The sequence below is a fragment of the Anaerocolumna sp. AGMB13020 genome, from assembly GCF_033100115.1.
In the GTDB taxonomy this organism is placed as follows: domain Bacteria; phylum Bacillota; class Clostridia; order Lachnospirales; family Lachnospiraceae; genus Anaerocolumna.
Genome location: NZ_CP136910.1, coordinates 310,299 through 329,246, shown reverse-complemented (window position 1 = coordinate 329,246; position 18,948 = coordinate 310,299). Strand labels below are relative to the sequence as shown.

Here is an 18,948-nt window from a genome sequence, read left to right as displayed (position 1 = left end):
TATTTACCTCCATTTATTTTCTTAAAACATATGCGTTGGTATTATTTCAAAGTGCCCCCTTTCTTTACCTGTTTAGACATATGTTCTATAGACGCTAAATACCTCCTCAATAAATTCTTCCGTACCTACAATCCTTCGAAATAGTTCATTTTTTAATTGTCAGTTCTTTTTAAGATTGTTCCCATAAATTTAAAAAAATTGAAAGAGCTTACATTTGAATATATAAAAAATCATATAAATAACCTCATAAATATCAGAAATTAAATAGTATCTAATATATAAATTAAATTAATAATGAATTTGATTGCAATATAAATGTAAGAGCTTACATTTCATATACAATATAACATTTATTTCCAATATAAGCAATAAAAAGTTGAAAAAGTATGTGATAATTACCATATATTTCATTAGGTGGTTAAAAATTTCGTATTTACTGCTTAATAAAAAGGAGGTTACTGGTTTCAAAAAGGTAAACATCACCAAATATCTTCCCTCTTTTGAGAAACCTTAGAACCAATAATTTACAAATAACAAAAATAAGCAAATAATCACAAGATTATATATTTACATATTCTTCTAAATCACCGAAATTATAGTTGTAGGGATGATTTATGTATATATTTTACAAAAACTATCAAGGGGAGGAGTGGTCAGAAAAAATTAAAAAACCAATACATTTGATGTTGCTTGAAGTCAGTATAAGAAGTCATATCAATTAAGAAAGGAAAGGGAAAGCTATGACAAAGAAATTGCTTAAGTGCGGCTTCGTTTTGGTATTGATTTTTTCGATGCTGCTCTCAATGAAAGTCTCAGCAGCAGACTTTACACAAGGAGTAGAAGTTTCTGGAAGCAATGCGGTAATTTGGTTTAAGTCAACCGTTAATACAACCTGGGTGGATGCGCATTACAAGGTGAACTCAGGCGACCAGCAGAATCTTAGAATGTCTTATAATTCCGGAGCAGGAAGGTATGAGCAGAGCGTTCAATGGACTACAGGTTCTGTTATTGAATATTTCTTTACCTATAACAATGGCACCACAGCTTATGACACTTCGACTTATACCTACTCAGGACAAGCAGCTGTACTAAAAAACGGGGGGATTTATAGGATAACCAGCAAGGTCAGCGGGAAAGTACTTGATATTACGGATAAATCAACCGCTGCCGGAGCAAAAGTACAACAATGGAGTAATAGCAATACAACGAATCAGCAGTTTAAGTTAGAGAAACAATCAGACGGATACTATAAAATAACAGCAGTACACAGCGGGCTGGTGCTGGATGTACCGAACAGTTCTCTGAGTAACAGTGTGCAATTGCAGCAATGGTCGGATAATGGCACCAGCGCTCAGCGCTTTAGTATAATAGATACCGGCGGCGGATACTACAAAGTAATTTCTAAAGTCAGTGGACTGGCTATGGATGTACGGAGCTCTCAGACCACTGATGGTGCGGTGGTACAACAGTATACAGACAATGGCACCGATGCACAGAGATGGTCCTTTACTTTGGTAGGGGATTCCGGCGTTGGAACGGGAAATTCCATTTATTCAGTAGCGGCTTCCTCCATACCAAATCCTTCTGGAGGGGGCGTCAGTGTAAAAGTAATGAACGGTACTGGAGGTGCTTATTCAGACAGTCAAATATACTGGGGGGTAATTGGAAAAAATCCAGTCACCGGTGCATGGTGTTATCTGGATCTTTCCGGTAATCTTATTCCAATTTCTTCAGCACTTAATGATGCGGCCGGTCATCTGACCAAAAATGGAGTAAATTACGCAAATATTTATCACAAAGTAAGTGAAACCTCCTGGGTAAATCTCCCGAAGATAACCTCAGGAAGGATGTTTCTCAGTGTAGGCTCACCATGCTACATTAAGACTTACAATGATGGGTTTGCCGGCCCGGATATCAATAATCCAACGGATCCTAACCGTAACATCTATTTTGATTTTGTAGAGTTTACGGTAGATGATACCGGATACCACGGCAATACCACAAGAGTGGATCAGTTCGGTTTCCCAGTTCAGTACAGGCTTGTGAATAAGGCTGGTAATTATGACCGGACAGTGGGAGAACTGGAAGCTGAAACCAGAGCAGGTCTGTTCACCAAGTATCAAAATGAAGTTCCCGCAGAGTTCAAATCCTTGGGAACCCTGCAGGCTCCTTATCGAATCGTTTGCCCTATCAGCGGACCATTTAATACAGGAGGAACCTATGCAAATTATTTCGCAGGGTATTCAAGCATTTCGACAAGAGATATTTTACTTGGAATCGGTGGTGCCAGCAATGCTGAAGTTTGCGCTGCGCTTAACAGACATGTGTATGGAAATACCGCAGACTGGAATAATCCTTCCAAGTATTATAAAGCTGCGCCTGCCAATTACTATGCAAAATTCTGGCATGATCACAGTATTGACGGACTGGCATATGGCTTCTGCTACGATGATGTAAACGGGCAGGCCTCTTATCTGGAGGTAGGAGATCCCAAAGGCCTCATTATCAGAGTGGGTTGGTAAAAAGATCATTTGAAGGGGGAATAGGTTGAAAAATAAATTTTTCAACCGCAAGTTTGTGTTTGCGCACCACAAACTTGGTATGTCAAAGAGCGTGCGCAAGAATAGAGGTTAATATGATAAATAAAAACAGAAAACTCCTGGGTGTAGTTATATTAACACTTGTGGCGCTATTCATAACAACTGTACTGCCAGGAACAAATGGTATCCTGCCGGGAGGGATCGGCTCTTTTTCTGTATCTGCAAGTACCTCTCAAGCTTGGGATAGTAGCAAAGTATATGTTGCCGGTGACATTGTTTCATATAACGGAGCTGATTATAAGGCTAAGTGGTGGACACAAGGGGAAACACCCGGATTGGCATCTGTTTGGGAACTTTTATCTAACAACGGCGGCGGTAGTTATGAGACCTGGAATGCAGGAAAAGCATATACAGGCGGAAGTTTTGTAAGCTATAATGGAGCTGTGTATAAAGCAAAATGGTGGACACAGGGAGAAACGCCTGGAGTGGCATCTGTTTGGGAACTGGTATCCGGAAATCCTGAAACACCTGGTATTGCTGACGGTACTTATCGTATATCCAGTAAGGTTAGCGGTAAATTACTGGATATTGCTGAAAAATCAACTGCAGATGGTGCAAAACTTCAAATTTGGACAGATTCTTCCGTTGCAAATCAACAGTTTAAAGTCGAAAAGCAAGTGGATGGATATTATAAGATTACAGCGGTACATAGCGGTAAAGTTCTGGATGTTCCCAATAGTTCCACAACTAGTGGTGTACAGCTTCAGCAATGGAATGACAACGGAACGGATGCTCAGAGATGGCAGATTAAAAGTACCGGAGACGGTTATTACAAGGTGGTTTCCAAAGTGAGCGGACTGGTTATGGATGTTAAAGGTTCAGCAACAGCAGATGGAACAGCTGTTCAGCAGTATACGGACAATGGAACAGATGCTCAGAAGTGGTCTTTTCTTACCGGAACAACAGATCCAGGCGGCCCTGGAGAGCCTGTAACTGGATTTAAGGTAGTTGGTTATTATCCTAGTTGGCAGCCCGATAAGATTAACACAATACAATATAATAATCTTACACATATAAATTATGCTTTTGCTATACCAACCAGCAATGGAGCTTTGCTGCCACTGGAGAATTCATCAGCTGCTGTGCAGATCATCAACCAGGCACACCAAAAGGGGGTTAAAGTTCTGCTGGCTATTGGTGGCTGGTCCTATAACGGAACTCCGCTGGAAGCTACCTTTATGTCGGCTACCAGTACTCCTGAAAAAATTAAGAAATTCGGTGATGCCATTGTTTCTATGGCAAGGCAATATGGTTTTGATGGTGTGGATATGGACTGGGAGCATCCAAGAGCCGATGGCACTAGTAAAAATCAGTATGAAGCCTTGATGGTATATTTAAGAGGTGAGCTTAATAAGAATAACATGCTGCTAACAGCTGCCGTATTAAGCGGTGTAACACCGGAAGGTGTCATTTATTGGGACTCTGCCGGACAGACTGATAAGGTAATAAGTATAGTGGACTGGTTTAATGTTATGGCATATGACGGCGGTGACGGAAACAGGCATTCCACTTATGATTTTGCTGTTAAATCGGCTGAATACTGGAAGAATACAAGACATATGCCGGCTGAGAAGGTAGTTCTTGGCGTTCCTTTCTACGGCAGACCCTCCTGGGCTTCTTATGCTGAAATACTTGCAGTAAATCCGCAGGCTTATAATACGGATGTTTCAACGATCAATGGTATGGAAGCATACTATAACGGCATACCTACCATAAAGAAGAAGACCCAGTGGGCTTGCGATAATGTAGGGGGAATTATGATATGGGAATTAAGCCAGGATACAACCGATACAAATAAAAGTCTCTTAAATGCAATAGGTGATACGGTAAGAGCAAATTTTAGTAAATAAAGAATTTTGCCCGTATAAACAATTAATCTGAAATGCCTCTGTTTTGTAAGAATCTTGTAAAAGTTAGCCTATCCTTAAAAGGGCAATTAATTTACTGATTTCATACGAAAACAGAGGCTTTTCTTAAGTATTTACAAAGTATTTGTAAAAATGTTAAAAGTTTGAATTTATCATGCATAAAATAGTTGTGATACAGCTAAATTAATACCGTAGGTTTTCATCTGTAAACAAGTTACATATATAAGAAGGAGGGTAGAGAGAATGTATGATGAAGATGAAATAGATGATTTATCCGATGAAGATTTTATAGATAGCGAGGAAGATTATTCTTATCTGAATGAATGGAGAGACGACGAAGACTTTGATGACTTCGATGATGAAGATGATTCGGATTTTGATGATGAGGAAGATAGTATGTGAAGTTAAAACCAGGACAGGTTTGTATGTTCCAGGTAAAAACTTAACTCCGGTTGTTTGTGTTATAGGAGATAATACTTTATAGCAGTATCTCCTATAACACTTATTATTCATTGACTCAATACCCTTCTTTTAGACATAATTTCTATGCAGATATTAATCGTGGTACCTTCTATGCTCATTATCAGGATACAAGAGCTGTCATTGAGCAGATAGAAAATGATATCATTTCTAAAATGTTAGGGTTTTTGAAGGAGTTTCAATATAAAAGCTTTTTTCATAATCCGCTTCCTTTGCTTTTAAAAATAGCAAGGTGTCTGGAAGAAGACCTTGATTTTTATCGAATCTTGATTAACTCAAGTGGTGCAGAACGGTTTCTAATTAAACTCAAGAAAATATTTGTTACTTATATGGAAAATGACAGTGACATCCCCTCCGAACAAAAAAAATCAGCTGAATTTTATGTGAGGACTAATTTTTTTGCTGGAGGAATTATTAATCTATATCAAATCTGGTTTCGCAGAGAAACTGATTTATCTCTAAATGATATGTCACTTGAGATGAGTAAGTTTATCGCTGAAAATTTTTCGCAGGAATATTCATAAGGGTACTTCCTGGGCTATCCAGCTATCTTTTTTATCACTATATAATCAACCGCTTACAACAATTCTATTTTAATGAGTATCATACAACAGATGGTTGGCCATTCCAAGTATGTTTTATTTACTTCTGACGATTTATTTTCTTATTGATTAGATTAAAAAAACGTGATAATCTGGTTATGATAACTACATAACACAACTTTAGTACTAATACCGGTTATATCTGGCAATAATGAATGTTGTAACTATGTATTCTCTATTATCGGGAAGGAGCTTTATATGGAGAAGATTGCATTAATTACAGATTCTGCCTGTGATATAGACGAGGAGACCATTAAGAAATACCAGATACATGTCCTTCCTTTTAAAATACTATACAAGGAACGCGAATTTACCGACGGTATCGATATTACACCAGTAGAAGTCTATGTCAATATGAAGACAGAAATTCCGAAGTCCTCTCAGCCATCCATGGAGGACATTGAAAACTTATATAAAAAGCTGGAAAAGGAACACTACACCCATGTCATTTCAATTAATATTTCCAGTGGTATATCAGGAACAGTAAATGCTGTGGATTTAATAAGTTCAGAGTTTAAAACCATCAAGACCTTTATGTACGATACCAAATCTACTTCTGTAATACAGGGTATTATTTTAAAGAAGTGTGGTGAATTAATCAGAGAGGGGAAGTGCTTTAATGAAATTGTTAAGCAGATTCCTGACATGAAAAAGAAACTGCGCTTGTATTTTGTATTCGGAACCTTGGAATATGCCATAAAGGGTGGAAGAATCGGTAAAATTCCCGGTACAATAGGAGATATCCTGAATATTAAACCTATTGTAAGCTTTGACGATGAACTTGGGCAATGTTATACCTGTGAAAAAATAAGGGGAAGAGTAAAATCTATTAACCGGTTAATTGAATTAGGAGAGAGATTTACGGATAAGAACAGCTGCGATGCCTATGTCATTCACGGTAATGTTGAGGACGAAGCCCGTAAGGTATGCGAGAAATTACGTAGGAATCCTCGAATCAGAAATGTATACCTTATTGGTCAGATCAGTGCAATCGTTGGGGTATATTGCGGCCCTGGTACAGTTGGCATTTGTTATTCTGAACTCTGAAACTAAAATAGATATGAAAACAGGCACTGGTTCCTACCGGATACAGCAGCCTGTTTTTATTTGAGAAAAACAATACCAGGGATATGCGGGGCTGATTTGACTAATTCTTTAAATGAGGGTACAATTAATAACATTGGAATAATATTCAGGCAGAAAGAAGTGAAGCAGATGCAGCAATTGATTAATTTGCAGTTTACCATGTTTGCAATGGTTGCTGCAGGTGTTATCTTGAAGAAAAAAGGGATTATCGGAGCACAGGGACAGGAAAATATTACAGATTTGGTTTTATATTTAATACTTCCCTGTAATATTATCAAATCCTTTATGATAGAATTTTCGTCAAGCATCCTTGTTACCTTTGCAGGTGTTCTAATTATATCTGTGCTTATACAGCTTGTCTGCACGATACTTGGTCATTTATTATACAACAAAATAGAACTTCCAAAGAAGAAATGTCTTCAATATGGTACGATCTGTTCAAATGCTGGTTTCCTGGGAAATCCGGTGGCAGAAGGGGTATTTGGAACCATGGGGCTGACACTTGCTTCTATTTATCTGATACCCCAGCGAATTGTTATGTGGTCGGCTGGTATTTCCGTATTTACGGAATCACCCAATAAGAAAACACTTGCCAAAAAAGTAATTACCCATCCGTGTATCATCGCCTGTATTCTTGGGATTATACTAATGATTTCTCAAATCAGTCTTCCTATATATCTGGAAAACGCTCTCTTTACATTAAGCGGCTGTAATACAGCACTCTCAATGATGATTATCGGAATGATCCTGTCAGATATCAATATAAAACAGATGTTTGACAGAAGAGTCTTCTTCTTTACACTCATCCGGCTTGTTGTAATACCGGTTCTTGTGTACACACCCTGTTATTTATTGCATATAGATTCTCTCGTAACAGGCGTTTGTGTGCTTTTAGCTGCAATGCCTGCCGGAGCGACAACCAGCATTCTTGCTTCGAAATACAATGGTGATGCAGCTTTTGCAACGAATCTGGTTATTTTCTCAACCTTATTGTCCTTAATCACTACACCGGTTTGGAGTTTTATATTATTGTAACATAAAAAAAATTCGAGAAGAATAGGAGACATATATGAAATTAGTTATAATAAGACATGGAGATCCCGATTATTCTATAGATTCACTTACTGAAAAGGGCTGGAGAGAAGCAGAACTACTATCAAACAGGATACTGCCAATGAATATTGATGCTTTCTATGTTTCACCACTGGGACGGGCAAAAGATACTGCTTCCATAACCTTACATAAGCGAAAGCAAGAGGCAGAAGTACTGCCCTGGCTAAGAGAATTTCACGCTCCAATAATGGATATCAATACGGGAGAAGAAAGAGTACCCTGGGACTGGCTTCCTGCTGACTGGACAGCGGTTGATGAATTCTATGACAAACAGTTATGGCATACGGCAGAGACTATGAAAAAAGGACATGTCTATGAAGAAGCAATGCGGGTATATTCAGGACTTGATGAGATTCTAAAGAAGCATGGTTATGAGCGAGAAGGCAAATTCTACCGGGCGGTAAGAGCGAATACGGATACTATCGTCATGTTCTGTCATTTTGGAGTTGAATGTGTCATGTTAGGCCATTTGCTGGGAATCTCACCCATGGTTTTATGGCATGGCTTCTGTGCCGCACCTACCTCAGTAACTACTCTCATTACGGAAGAACGCAGAAAAGGAATCGCTTATTTTAGAATGGGTTCCTTTGGGGACATTTCACATCTGTATGCGGGAGGAGAAGAACCTGCCTTTGCTGCAAGATTTTGTGAAACCTATGACAATATGAACGAGCGACATGACTAAGTCCCATAGAAATGAGGAAGCATAAAGCACAAAGTAAGATAAATAATAATCGAAAGGGTGCCGCATTAATATTTTCACTATGCAAAGGGTATGAAGAATGAAATTAGGAATTGCAGGTTCGGGAATGATTGTAAAGGAATTCCTGACCATAACACCATTTCTGCAAAATACAGAAGTATCTGCCATCTGCGGCAGAAAGAGCAGCCAGGAGAAGGTTCTGGAGCTGGCCAATGCAAACAACATAAACCAAGTGTATTTTGATTACGAGGAATTCCTTAAGAGCTCAATTGATACAATATATGTTGCAGTCACCAACAGTTTGCACTATAGCTATACCTTAAGAGCTTTAGAAGCTGGTAAAAATGTTATTTTGGAAAAACCAATAACCACGAATTACAAAGAAGCTCTTGAACTTGGCAGGATAGCAAAAGATAAGAAACTCTTTCTTTTGGAGGCCATCACGACCCTGTATCTGCCAAACTTTATAAAAATACGAGAGATGTTACCGTCCATCGGTAATGTAAAAATTGTTCAATGTAACTATTCTCAATATTCCAGAAGGTATGACAGCTTTAAAGAAGGGATTATACTGCCGGCCTTTGATCCGGCCCAGTCTGGCGGAGCACTGATGGATATCAATCTCTATAATCTGCATTATGTAACTGCTTTGTTTGGAAGACCAAAGAGTATTGCTTATTATCCTAATATCGAAAGGGGGATTGACACCTCCGGAATTTTGATTTTAGATTATGATACCTTTAAATGCACCTGTATTGGTGCCAAAGATTGTAAAGCTCCCATTGCTTATAATATTCAGGGTGACAAGGGGTGTATCCACCAAAGCTCACCCGCCAATGTATGTGAAGGCTTCGAAGTTATGTTAAACAATGGGGAAAATACATCCATTGATGAGAATAAGTATACGCATCGCATGGTAAGTGAGTTCCTTACCTTCGAATCGATGATTGCAGAACATAAATTAGAAGCGTGTTATCAAATACTTGAGCACAGCTTAATGGTAAGCGAGTTATTAACAGAAGCAAGAGAAAAAACAGGAATTATTTTTCCCGCTAATTTTAATGAAGAATTATTAACGATATATTAAAAAATAAAAGCAAGATAAAACCATTGTTTATCCAGAGGCACAAATAATTTTCAGGGACTGGTATCATACTGGTATCATGAAAATGTCTAAGACTGGTAAAGCAGTAATTAATCACAAGAAATTCACATAAGAAAAGGATATATATAGAATCATTGTATATATCCTTTTATATTTTTATAAAGTATGACAGTCAGAGAAGACTTATTGGCTGTTTTATGTTAAAATATATGGGAAATAAATTCAACGGGTACAACAGGGACCACTGGCAGCAATTATGGTTCCTATTAGATAAGAGAGATTGGAGTAAGACATGAAATCATTAGTTATTGCAGAAAAGCCTTCTGTAGGAAGAGATATTGCAAGAGTTTTAAAGTGTTCTAAAAATCTGAATGGTGCCTTAGAAGGAGATAAACATATTGTTACCTGGGGGTTGGGACATCTGGTAACCTTAGCGGATCCTGAGGAATACGATGTTAAGTACAAGGAATGGAGAATGGATCATCTGCCTATGCTGCCACAGAAATTTGAACTGGTAGTAATGAAACAGACCAGCAAGCAATATCACACGGTAAAGACCCAGCTTCATAGAAAAGACGTTGCTGATATTATTATTGCTACCGATGCCGGACGTGAAGGAGAACTGGTAGCAAGATGGATTCTAGAAAAAGCTGGCAGTAAAAAGCCGGTTAAGAGATTATGGATCTCCTCTGTTACGGATAAAGCAATCAGAGAGGGATTTGCTCATTTAAAAGATGGTAAAGAATATGAGAAGCTCTATCAAGCTGCGGTAGCAAGAGCAGAATCAGACTGGATCGTTGGAATGAATGCCACTAGAGCACTTACCTGCAAATACAATGCCAGTCTTTCCTGCGGCCGTGTTCAGACGCCTACCCTTGCCATGATTGCGAAAAGAGAAGAGGATATCAGACAATTTAAGCCTGTTCCCTATTATGGATTGACAGGTAAGGTAAACGGTATAACATTTACCTGGAGAGATTCAAGGACTCAAAATAGTACCACTGGTGATAAGAATAGAATTGAGGAGCTTTTAAAGAAGTTAGAGGGAAAAGAAGGAGTAGTGACAGAGGTAAATACAACTCTTAAAAAGTCTTATTCTCCAGGCTTATATGATTTGACAGAGCTGCAAAGAGATGCTAATATGCGCTTTGATTTCTCAGCAAAAGAAACCTTAAATATCATGCAGCGCTTATATGAAAATCATAAGGTCTTAACATATCCCCGAACCGATTCCAGATATCTGACAACAGATATTGTAGGAACTTTAAAGGAAAGACTGGAATCTATCAGTACAGGTCCCTATAAGAAATTAGCGGCTGTATTAACTAGAAAGCCAATATCCGGAAATGCTTCCTTTGTTGACAATCAAAAAGTTAGCGATCACCATGCAATAATTCCCACAGAGCAGTATGTCAATCTGGAAAATATGAGTTCCGATGAACGAAAGATTTATGATCTGGTAGTAAGGAGATTTCTGGCTGTATTATATCCTCCTTACGAATATGAAGAAGCCACGATTAAAGTAAAAATAGAGAATGAAGAATTTACTGCAAAGGGTAAGATTACAAAGAACCTGGGGTACAAAGAGGTTTATGAAAATACTTATGAAGATGACAAAGACAATGAAAGTTTACCCAAAGTAAATAAAAATGATACTTTAAAAGCTATTGTATTTGTTAAGACAGAAGGAAAAACAAAACCTCCAGCACCCTTTAACGAAGCAACACTTCTTTCTGCTATGGAGAACCCGGTTCATTTTCTTGAGCAAAAGGACAAGGAACTTGTTAAGACACTGGGTGATACCGGTGGACTTGGGACAGTAGCTACAAGAGCAGATATAATAGAGAAGTTGTTTAACTCCTTTCTAATGGAGAAAAAGGGAAAAGATATCTTTATAACCTCGAAAGGAAAGCAGTTGTTGGAGCTGGTACCAGAGGATCTAAAGAAGCCGGAGCTTACAGCCTCTCTTGAAATGAAACTTGCAAGAATTGCAAAAGGAAACTTAAAGAAACAGGATTTGATGAACGAGATGACAGCATATACAAAAGAAATCGTAGCTGAAATCAAAGAAGGAGAAGGTAAATTCAGACATGACAATCTGACAAATAAGAAGTGTCCGGTCTGCGGAAAGAATCTTCTTGCAGTTAACGGAAAGAACAGCAGAATGCTGGTATGCCAGGATCGTGAATGCGGACATAGAGAGACAGTTGCAAGAACCAGCAATGCAAGATGTCCGGTATGCCATAAACGAATGGAACTGGTCGGACAGGGAGATACACAAACTTTTGTATGTGCCTGCGGTCATAAAGAGAAATTGGCTGCTTTTCAGGACAGACGTAAAAAAGAAGGTGCCGGTGTCAGTAAAAAAGATGTGGCCCAATATATGAATCAGGCCAAGAAAGAGGAACAGGGACCTATTAATACAGCATTTGCTGATGCTTTTGCAAAAATCAAGTTAGATAAATAATACAATTTTACTTCCTATGTTCATTTTTAACAGGCAATATCGATTTGGCACTATACAACCAAATAAGTACAAATTAGTTATAATAGTTTCTTACCAATACAGATAGACAAAGAGATGTTATAATCAATTTCTATAAGCAAAAGCTGAGCTGAGGTTCTTTATTCAGAAGAATAGACATAACTAATGTAAGCTGTTACTCAGCTTTGTAAAGTTTGTAAGGAGGTATTATGAACAAGGACTATAACTGTTTTACGTTCACATACTAACGGGGGATGACGCCAAGTTCGGTGAGATTCCTGATACACCTACTGCCGGATGGTGGTTAAGACCGCCATACATTGACCGATACAAACATACAAAGTCGGTAATAGTTCGGATAAAGGGATGAAAGAGGTCCTTTTGAAGCAGGAGGCAGAAGTATTCGTTGTTTCCAGAGAATAACGGAGAATCGGTCAATACTTTTATCAAGCCCGAAGAAGAAATAGAGAACAAACAGAACCCCACCTTTTTAATATTTGAAATCAAATATTAGGAGGGTTCGGTGTGAGCAGAAGAACAGAAAATATATCTTTTATATGTATGAATTGCGGCAGACAGGTTCTGCCCTTATCAAATGGCAGTTACAGGAATCATTGTCCCCATTGTCTGTATTCCTTGCATTTAGATAATATACCAGGTGACAGAAGCAGTAACTGCGGTGGTATCATGAAGCCTGTAAAGCTCATCCATAACAGCAAAAAAGGTTATCAAATACTGCATAAATGTAGCAAATGCGGCTCTGAAAGAGCCAATATTATTGCCGAAGACACGGTTATGCCTGATGATTACCAGGGGATTTTAACACTCAGCAGTAAACCGTAAGAAAGAAGAATAAAATGGAAATTTATCGTTGACTTTTGTGGTTAATTATTGTATAAATAACCATAGAATAAAAAAGGAGGCTGATTTAAATATGCGTAAGCTTAATAATTCCGAGAACAGAATAATAAAGATGCAATCAGCCGACCTTGGTACTTGTTTATAGCTGATTATTAATGGTTAAAAAGATTAATAATCCGTTAATTACAGTAAATTATGACCACAGTCGATGACTGTGGTTTTTTGCGCTTAAAATTATCAAGATTACCTATGTCAGGCAACCCGCCCGTTCTCAGAAGGGAAGCCGCTGATTACCTGAAGGAAAAATAGGATTGTTTTGGAAGACTAAAACAATCACTAAGAAGAATAGGTGATCATAATGAAAATATTAAATATAGGGATAATGGCACATGTAGATGCCGGTAAGACAACAGTAACGGAAGGATTTCTGTATCATAGCGGAATAAAAAATTTCATGGGTAATGTAGATAACGGAACGACAACGACAGATTCCATGGAACTGGAAAAGCAGCGGGGAATGACTATCCGTTCAGCAACAGTGTCATTTATGATTGGAGAGAATAAAATCAACCTGATTGACGCACCTGGACATATGGACTTTATTGCAGAAGTGGAGAGATCTCTGTCAGTGCTTGACGGAGTGATTCTGGTTATTTCGGCAAAGGAAGGCGTACAACCGCAGACACGTGCCATTTTTCATAAAATACAGCAAATGAAAATCCCAGCTATTCTATTTATAAATAAAATAGACCGAATAGGCGTTAATCTATCAGAAGTCTACGAACAGATGAAACAGCAGCTGTCGGAGCATTTTCTTCTGATGCAGGAGGTCAAATACAGTTATGGAGCAGTTGAGCAGACTTATGAGATTCTTCCAAGAAAACACAGTGATACAGAATTTTCAGAACAAATCATTGTACAGTCCGAAAAACTGCTCGAAAAATACATGGATGGAGAAGAAGTTACACAAGAAGATTATGAGAAGGTTATAAGATCCCGTAATCGCTATGGTAAACTTTATCCTGTTTATCATGGTACCGCTCTTCAGAACATAGGTATCTCAGAACTTATGGAGGCGGTGGGTAAATGGTTTATGCCAAGGGTTGAGGGGAATCAGAAATTATCTGCTTATGTGTACAAAATATTGTTCGATGACCATAATCATAAGCTCATCTTTACCCGCGTGTTTTCAGGAGCACTTATTTTAAGACAACGGACCTGTGTTAAGAGGGATAGCCAGGATATATTAATCCGTAATCTTTTCGGACTGGAGAATGGGAGGTTAGTACCCAAAAATTCAATAACTGCTGGGGATGTGGCAGTAATTCTGGATGCAAAGGAATTAACTTGCGGTGACTGGATTGGTGAACAGATTAAATTGCCTGTGTTGTCCCAGACCGAACCATTGCTGAAAGTTGGAGTAAGACCAGTTCCGGCAGCCAATAGAAGAGAGCTTCTGGAGGCTTTGCAAAAACTGGCTATAGAGGATTCTTATCTGGATCTTTGTATTGATGAAGAAACAGAAGAAATCAAATTAAAACTTTTTGGAAATCTGCAAAAAGAGATATTACAATCACTATTAAAAGAGCGGTTTCAGTTAAATGCAGAATTTGACAGTGTGTCTACCGTCAAAAAAGATAAACCAATGGATAAAGTAACTTGTATTGTTCCAATTTACAGTCCTGGAAATCTATTAGCAGCCGGAATAGGGCTGACATTAGAACCTCTTGCAGAAGGCAGCGGATATCAATATGAGAATAAAGTATCCTTTGGAGATCTAAGTAAATCTTTTCAAAACGCTGTAGCGGAAGGTGTTGAAAAGGGTATACGAAAAGGCATTTTTGGTGAAGTGGTTGATACCAAAGTTACTTTTATGTATTCTGATTATGACAGTGTTAACAGCACACCTGCGGATTACAGAAAACTTGCCGAAAAAATAATTTATCAGGCTTTAAAAGAAATCGGTACCTATACCATGGAACCGGTCATGAAATATACACTGACAGCACCTCAAGGCTTTGAGAAAAGGATCATAACAGAACTGGTACGTATGGATGCTCTAATGGAAGAGACAGAGTATACTCAGACGGAAATGATTATGAAAGGTAAAGTAACCTTAGAAGCCTGTAAAGATTTTTCTATTGTATTAATTACTTTAACAGAAGGAAGAGGAATATTTGAAACTGTCTTTTGGCAATACCGACAGGTGAATGCATCAAAAAAAGGAAGGAGCAGTTTAAACGAAGATTAGCATATTTGTGGAATGCAGCGCAGAGAATTTGCATGATTTCTTTCATCAATGTACTTTTTTCTGTTAAGGCTTTAAATTGTGATAATTAGTGGTATCATAATACTGAAAAAGTGAAAGCGGAAATAAGCATATGGAAAGGTTGCTCTGATATCGAAGGATATGAGAGCAGTACCCTTATAGTTAGGTACTAGGCGAAATGATAAGAATAGGTTATGCATGTCAGACTATAGGAATACCGGGAACAGACTTTAAGAGCTGTATCCTTAGAAATGCAGATGAAACGAATCTAAGAAACATAATCACCCATAACCTGGAGTCACTTGAGAGGATTCTGGATTATAATATATCTGCCGGAATTAAGTTGTTTCGAATTACGTCAGACCTGATTCCTTTCGGCTCCAGTCCGGTTAATAAACTTGAGTGGTGGAAACTATACGAAGAAAAATTTGCTTTGCTGGGTGATAAGATCAGGCAAAGCAATATGCGAGTTTCATTACATCCCGGGCAATATACGGTGCTCAATTCACCATCAGAGGATGTGGTAAAGAGGGCAATAGAAGATTTGGAATACCATACTAAAATCCTGGAGGCTTTGGGTATGGATAAGAAGAATAAGCTGGTGCTTCATATTGGCGGTGCTTATAATGACAGACAAGAAGCCATACAAAGGTTTATAAATAATTTCAGAAAGCTTGGTGAACATCTGAAAGATCGTATCGTATTGGAAAATGATGATAGGATATTTCGAATGGAAGAAGTACTGAGCATCGGAGAAAAGGTCGATGCACCGGTTATTTTTGATAACCTTCACAATAATATCAATCCAAGCAATGAGAATTACGATGAGATTAAGTGGATTAATTTATGTCAGGCAACCTGGAAGCCGGCAGACGGACCTCAGAAAATGCATTACTCTGATCAGAATCCCAATAAGAAGCCTGGGTCTCATTCAGATACAATTAATGGCGAAACCTTTCAGGACTTCTGTCTGCGTCTTAACAGAGAGGATATTGATATTATGCTTGAAGTTAAGGATAAGAATTTATCGGCAGTTAAATGCTGTAATATCATTGCTCCAAAACCTTCCGTTAAATTATTGGAAAGAGAATGGAGCCGGTATAAATACCTGGTTCTCGAAAAATCACCAAAAGACTATAATCATATAAGGCAGCTGTTAAAGGTGAAAGAGGAGTATAAGGCAGTTGAGTTCTACAAGTACTTAGATCATGCCATGGAACAGGTGCTTGTAACCGGCAACGGAATCAATGCTGCCTTGCATGTCTGGGGATATTTTAAAAAATGTGCTGATGAGAAAGAAAAAGTAACTTTCGAGAAAAAGTGTAGTTATTATGAAACAGGAAAATTATCGTTAAATGGACTAAAGAAATATCTTTGGCAGTTATCTTGTAAATACCAACAAAGTTATCTCTTGAATTCCTATTATTTTAAAGAAGTTATGTAAAGCAGTGGCGTAAAATTCGACATTAAAGGTAATATATGGTATATTATTGGAAGTGGAAAATAGTATTTACTCATCCTCTTAATATAATATGTGCAAAAACACAGATAGGAGCCAAACATGAATTTCGCTGCAAGTTATATAGATGCTGTCAAAGATCAAACGAATCGCACCCTGTGGAGCCTTAATAATGTTATCGACAGTATTCCGGATGCCTATTGGGATAAACTGTATTGTGATATGCCCTTATGGAAGCATATCTACCATACGCTGCATTCACTGGATATGTGGTATATAAATCCTTTAAGTTATGTAGAACCAGAGTTTCATACGGAAGGATTAAATGATTTGGATATTGCAACCAATGGTTATCTGTCAAGAGCGTTACTTAAGGACTATTATAACAAGGTAAAGGAAAAAATAACCGTATATCTTCAGAACTTAAAGGATGAAAAGCTTTTAGAATGCCCGGATAAATGTCCTTATACAAGATTTCATCTTATTTTGGCTCAACACAGACATCTGGATATGCATATCGGCATGATTATGGGATATATCATAGCCGGTGAGAATCTTTGGCCTCGTATCCTGGGACTGCAATCAGAATTTCCAGAAGGAGATTATTCTTTGTATTTTTAACAATAACCCAAGGCGATTAACTCCTGCCTTATAACAATAATCAAAAGTGAAATAATTCTTTGTATTTTCAGAATACTCAAAGGAGAACATACTATGAGCGATATTATTCATATTAAGGTAGCGGATGTAAAGCCAAAACACAAAAACGAACATATCGGTTATGAGTACTTGAAACGGGAACTGGTACCAAAGGGATATGGAGAGCAAAGTGCCGTATCTCTTTATGAAATACCACCTGGGCAGGCTGCATATCCTTATCATTACCACACAAAAAACGAAGAATCTTTCTATATTATTAGCGGAAGCGGTTTACTTAAGACCCCTTTAGGTGAGAGGCTGGTATCAGCGGGAGATTTTTTGTTTTTTCCTGCAGATGAAAAGGGAGCTCACAAATTAACGAATGCATCAGATGAAGAAGTATTGGTTTATATGGATTTTGATTCCTATCATGATGTGGATGTGGCAGTATATCCTGATTCAGCAAAGATAGGAATATGGGGGAAAGGAATCAATAAAGTATATCGTATTGCAGAGGAAGCTGATTATTATGACGGTGAGTAATTACAGGATTTTTTTAAAGCAGCACTTTAATCCCTAGGGGTTCAGGAGGATGTTTATAAGTGAAACAGATGAGATTTCCTAATACGAAAGCTATAAAAACAGCAGCAATATTGTTGTGTTTATTTGTAATATTATTAGTTATTGCTACTTCCGCAGGTGTTTATCAGAGAATAATACTTCCAGATAGTAGAGACGTAAATGTACTGTATCTGTCATTTGTTAAGGAGGGTACTGATAAAGGCAGTATTGAGGTCAAGGATAAACAGGTAATTGGTAATATTCTTAAACTGCTGGCAGGGGCAAGAAAATCCTTACAATCATCCGTACAGGATACCCCATTAACAAAGAGCTATTTTATAGTAAATATAAAATTACCTTCTGAAAACCATATTCTATATCTATACAAATATAAGAATTCTTATTATCTGGAAGAACCTTATTTGGCCGTATATAAAATATCAAAAACTGATTATAAGAAGCTTTCTTCTATTTATATTTCAGTAGCAGACCCTCTTACCAAAGATGTAGAAACAAGGTATGAACTCAATCGAATGAAATACGGAAAAAAGATTAAAACCAATGACGATTTATCAAAGGAAGAAATTGAGTTAGTTGAAGCAGTTATACAAAATGGATTGTCAAAATCTGCAGCTTGGCAAGGGAAAGATATAGCTAAAGTTGATGAGTGCTATGCCATACATAAAGTGTTTACAGATATAGATATAAAAGATAGTTATTATGCTTACTTAATAGAAGATGATGTAAGTGTCTTTCAGAACGGCAGAAACGATTATTATAATGTGTTGGATCGTAAGCTTTATGATAAACTTACAGAAGTCATGGGAAAATAAGAGGTTAAGATGGATAAAGTGAAATTAACGATAACAAAAGCTGCCTGTAGAAGCGGATATCATAAGCAAGGAGATGTGTTCTTTGTGGCAGATATTTGTCCTCCATTATGTCATGAGTTATGGCATTCAATATACCCTAATGTATACACACTCTTAAATGGGGGAGAACTGGATTATGGTAATGAAAGAAGTAAGTGCTTTGACAGTGTCTGCCCTGATGGAGGAAGAGTACATATTCATGGTGAATTGGTAAAAGAGAATTGAAATAACGAAATCTGTTATTC

General features: G+C 37.7%; 16 protein-coding genes. All 16 read left to right on the top strand.

Going from position 1 to position 18,948, the window contains the following annotated elements:
* The first annotated feature begins 740 nt into the window (after positions 1 to 740).
* The 16 genes from R2R35_RS01400 (at position 741) to R2R35_RS01325 (ending at position 18,928) form a co-directional block, all read left to right on the top strand.
* A complete protein-coding gene (locus tag R2R35_RS01400; RefSeq protein WP_317732714.1) occupies positions 741 to 2,522 on the top strand; it encodes a beta-1,3-glucanase family protein in 1,782 nt (593 codons plus the stop codon).
* A gap of 113 nt (positions 2,523 to 2,635) precedes the next feature.
* A complete protein-coding gene (locus R2R35_RS01395; RefSeq protein ID WP_317732713.1) occupies positions 2,636 to 4,450 on the top strand; it encodes an RICIN domain-containing protein in 1,815 nt (604 codons plus the stop codon).
* Positions 4,451 to 4,711: 261 nt separating this feature from the next.
* A complete protein-coding gene (locus R2R35_RS01390) occupies positions 4,712 to 4,870 on the top strand; it encodes a hypothetical protein (RefSeq protein WP_317732712.1) in 159 nt (52 codons plus the stop codon).
* Between the two features lie 245 nt (positions 4,871 to 5,115).
* A complete protein-coding gene (locus R2R35_RS01385) occupies positions 5,116 to 5,472 on the top strand; it encodes a TetR-like C-terminal domain-containing protein (RefSeq protein WP_317732711.1) in 357 nt (118 codons plus the stop codon).
* A 276-nt stretch (positions 5,473 to 5,748) separates the two neighbouring features.
* Entirely contained in the window at positions 5,749 to 6,597 is an 849-nt protein-coding gene (locus R2R35_RS01380; protein WP_317732710.1) for a DegV family protein, read from the top strand.
* Between the two features lie 60 nt (positions 6,598 to 6,657).
* Complete coding sequence (locus tag R2R35_RS01375) at positions 6,658 to 7,671, top strand: AEC family transporter (RefSeq protein ID WP_317732709.1); 1,014 nt, start codon at positions 6,658 to 6,660, stop codon at positions 7,669 to 7,671.
* Positions 7,672 to 7,705: 34 nt separating this feature from the next.
* A complete protein-coding gene (locus R2R35_RS01370) occupies positions 7,706 to 8,434 on the top strand; it encodes a histidine phosphatase family protein (protein ID WP_317732708.1) in 729 nt (242 codons plus the stop codon).
* Between the two features lie 97 nt (positions 8,435 to 8,531).
* Positions 8,532 to 9,539: a Gfo/Idh/MocA family protein gene (locus tag R2R35_RS01365; RefSeq protein ID WP_317732707.1), complete on the top strand. Its 1,008-nt coding sequence runs from the start codon at positions 8,532 to 8,534 to the stop codon at positions 9,537 to 9,539.
* A gap of 310 nt (positions 9,540 to 9,849) precedes the next feature.
* A complete protein-coding gene (locus R2R35_RS01360) occupies positions 9,850 to 12,024 on the top strand; it encodes a DNA topoisomerase III (protein ID WP_317732706.1) in 2,175 nt (724 codons plus the stop codon).
* Between the two features lie 543 nt (positions 12,025 to 12,567).
* Positions 12,568 to 12,885: an RNHCP domain-containing protein gene (locus R2R35_RS01355; protein ID WP_317732705.1), complete on the top strand. Its 318-nt coding sequence runs from the start codon at positions 12,568 to 12,570 to the stop codon at positions 12,883 to 12,885.
* A 376-nt stretch (positions 12,886 to 13,261) separates the two neighbouring features.
* The gene (locus R2R35_RS01350) at positions 13,262 to 15,154 is read left to right on the top strand and encodes a translation factor GTPase family protein (protein ID WP_317732704.1); all 1,893 of its coding nucleotides are present in this window, start codon (positions 13,262 to 13,264) and stop codon (positions 15,152 to 15,154) included.
* Between the two features lie 196 nt (positions 15,155 to 15,350).
* On the top strand, positions 15,351 to 16,616 hold the full coding sequence (uvsE, locus tag R2R35_RS01345; RefSeq protein WP_317732703.1) for a UV DNA damage repair endonuclease UvsE: 1,266 nt from the start codon (positions 15,351 to 15,353) through the stop codon (positions 16,614 to 16,616).
* Positions 16,617 to 16,733: 117 nt separating this feature from the next.
* Positions 16,734 to 17,252 carry a hypothetical protein gene (locus R2R35_RS01340; RefSeq protein WP_317732702.1) on the top strand — a complete coding sequence of 173 codons (519 nt, stop codon included), beginning with the start codon at positions 16,734 to 16,736 and terminating at the stop codon, positions 17,250 to 17,252.
* Positions 17,253 to 17,345: 93 nt separating this feature from the next.
* Positions 17,346 to 17,813 (top strand): cupin domain-containing protein, encoded by a 468-nt coding sequence (locus tag R2R35_RS01335; RefSeq protein ID WP_317732701.1) that lies wholly within the window; start codon positions 17,346 to 17,348, stop codon positions 17,811 to 17,813.
* A 68-nt stretch (positions 17,814 to 17,881) separates the two neighbouring features.
* The gene (locus R2R35_RS01330; RefSeq protein ID WP_317734722.1) at positions 17,882 to 18,664 is read left to right on the top strand and encodes a DUF5301 domain-containing protein; all 783 of its coding nucleotides are present in this window, start codon (positions 17,882 to 17,884) and stop codon (positions 18,662 to 18,664) included.
* 9 nt (positions 18,665 to 18,673) lie between these two features.
* Positions 18,674 to 18,928 (top strand): TIGR04076 family protein, encoded by a 255-nt coding sequence (locus R2R35_RS01325; protein ID WP_317732700.1) that lies wholly within the window; start codon positions 18,674 to 18,676, stop codon positions 18,926 to 18,928.
* The last annotated feature ends 20 nt before the right edge of the window (positions 18,929 to 18,948 follow it).

Coding starts and splice junctions, on each gene's coding strand:
- R2R35_RS01400 (WP_317732714.1), top strand. CDS start 741: ATGACAAAGAAATTGCTTAAGTGCGGCTTCGTTTTGGTATTGATTTTT.
- R2R35_RS01395 (WP_317732713.1), top strand. CDS start 2,636: ATGATAAATAAAAACAGAAAACTCCTGGGTGTAGTTATATTAACACTT.
- R2R35_RS01390 (WP_317732712.1), top strand. CDS start 4,712: ATGTATGATGAAGATGAAATAGATGATTTATCCGATGAAGATTTTATA.
- R2R35_RS01380 (WP_317732710.1), top strand. CDS start 5,749: ATGGAGAAGATTGCATTAATTACAGATTCTGCCTGTGATATAGACGAG.
- R2R35_RS01370 (WP_317732708.1), top strand. CDS start 7,706: ATGAAATTAGTTATAATAAGACATGGAGATCCCGATTATTCTATAGAT.
- R2R35_RS01365 (WP_317732707.1), top strand. CDS start 8,532: ATGAAATTAGGAATTGCAGGTTCGGGAATGATTGTAAAGGAATTCCTG.
- R2R35_RS01360 (WP_317732706.1), top strand. CDS start 9,850: ATGAAATCATTAGTTATTGCAGAAAAGCCTTCTGTAGGAAGAGATATT.
- R2R35_RS01350 (WP_317732704.1), top strand. CDS start 13,262: ATGAAAATATTAAATATAGGGATAATGGCACATGTAGATGCCGGTAAG.
- uvsE (WP_317732703.1), top strand. CDS start 15,351: ATGATAAGAATAGGTTATGCATGTCAGACTATAGGAATACCGGGAACA.
- R2R35_RS01340 (WP_317732702.1), top strand. CDS start 16,734: ATGAATTTCGCTGCAAGTTATATAGATGCTGTCAAAGATCAAACGAAT.
- R2R35_RS01335 (WP_317732701.1), top strand. CDS start 17,346: ATGAGCGATATTATTCATATTAAGGTAGCGGATGTAAAGCCAAAACAC.
- R2R35_RS01330 (WP_317734722.1), top strand. CDS start 17,882: ATGAGATTTCCTAATACGAAAGCTATAAAAACAGCAGCAATATTGTTG.
- R2R35_RS01325 (WP_317732700.1), top strand. CDS start 18,674: ATGGATAAAGTGAAATTAACGATAACAAAAGCTGCCTGTAGAAGCGGA.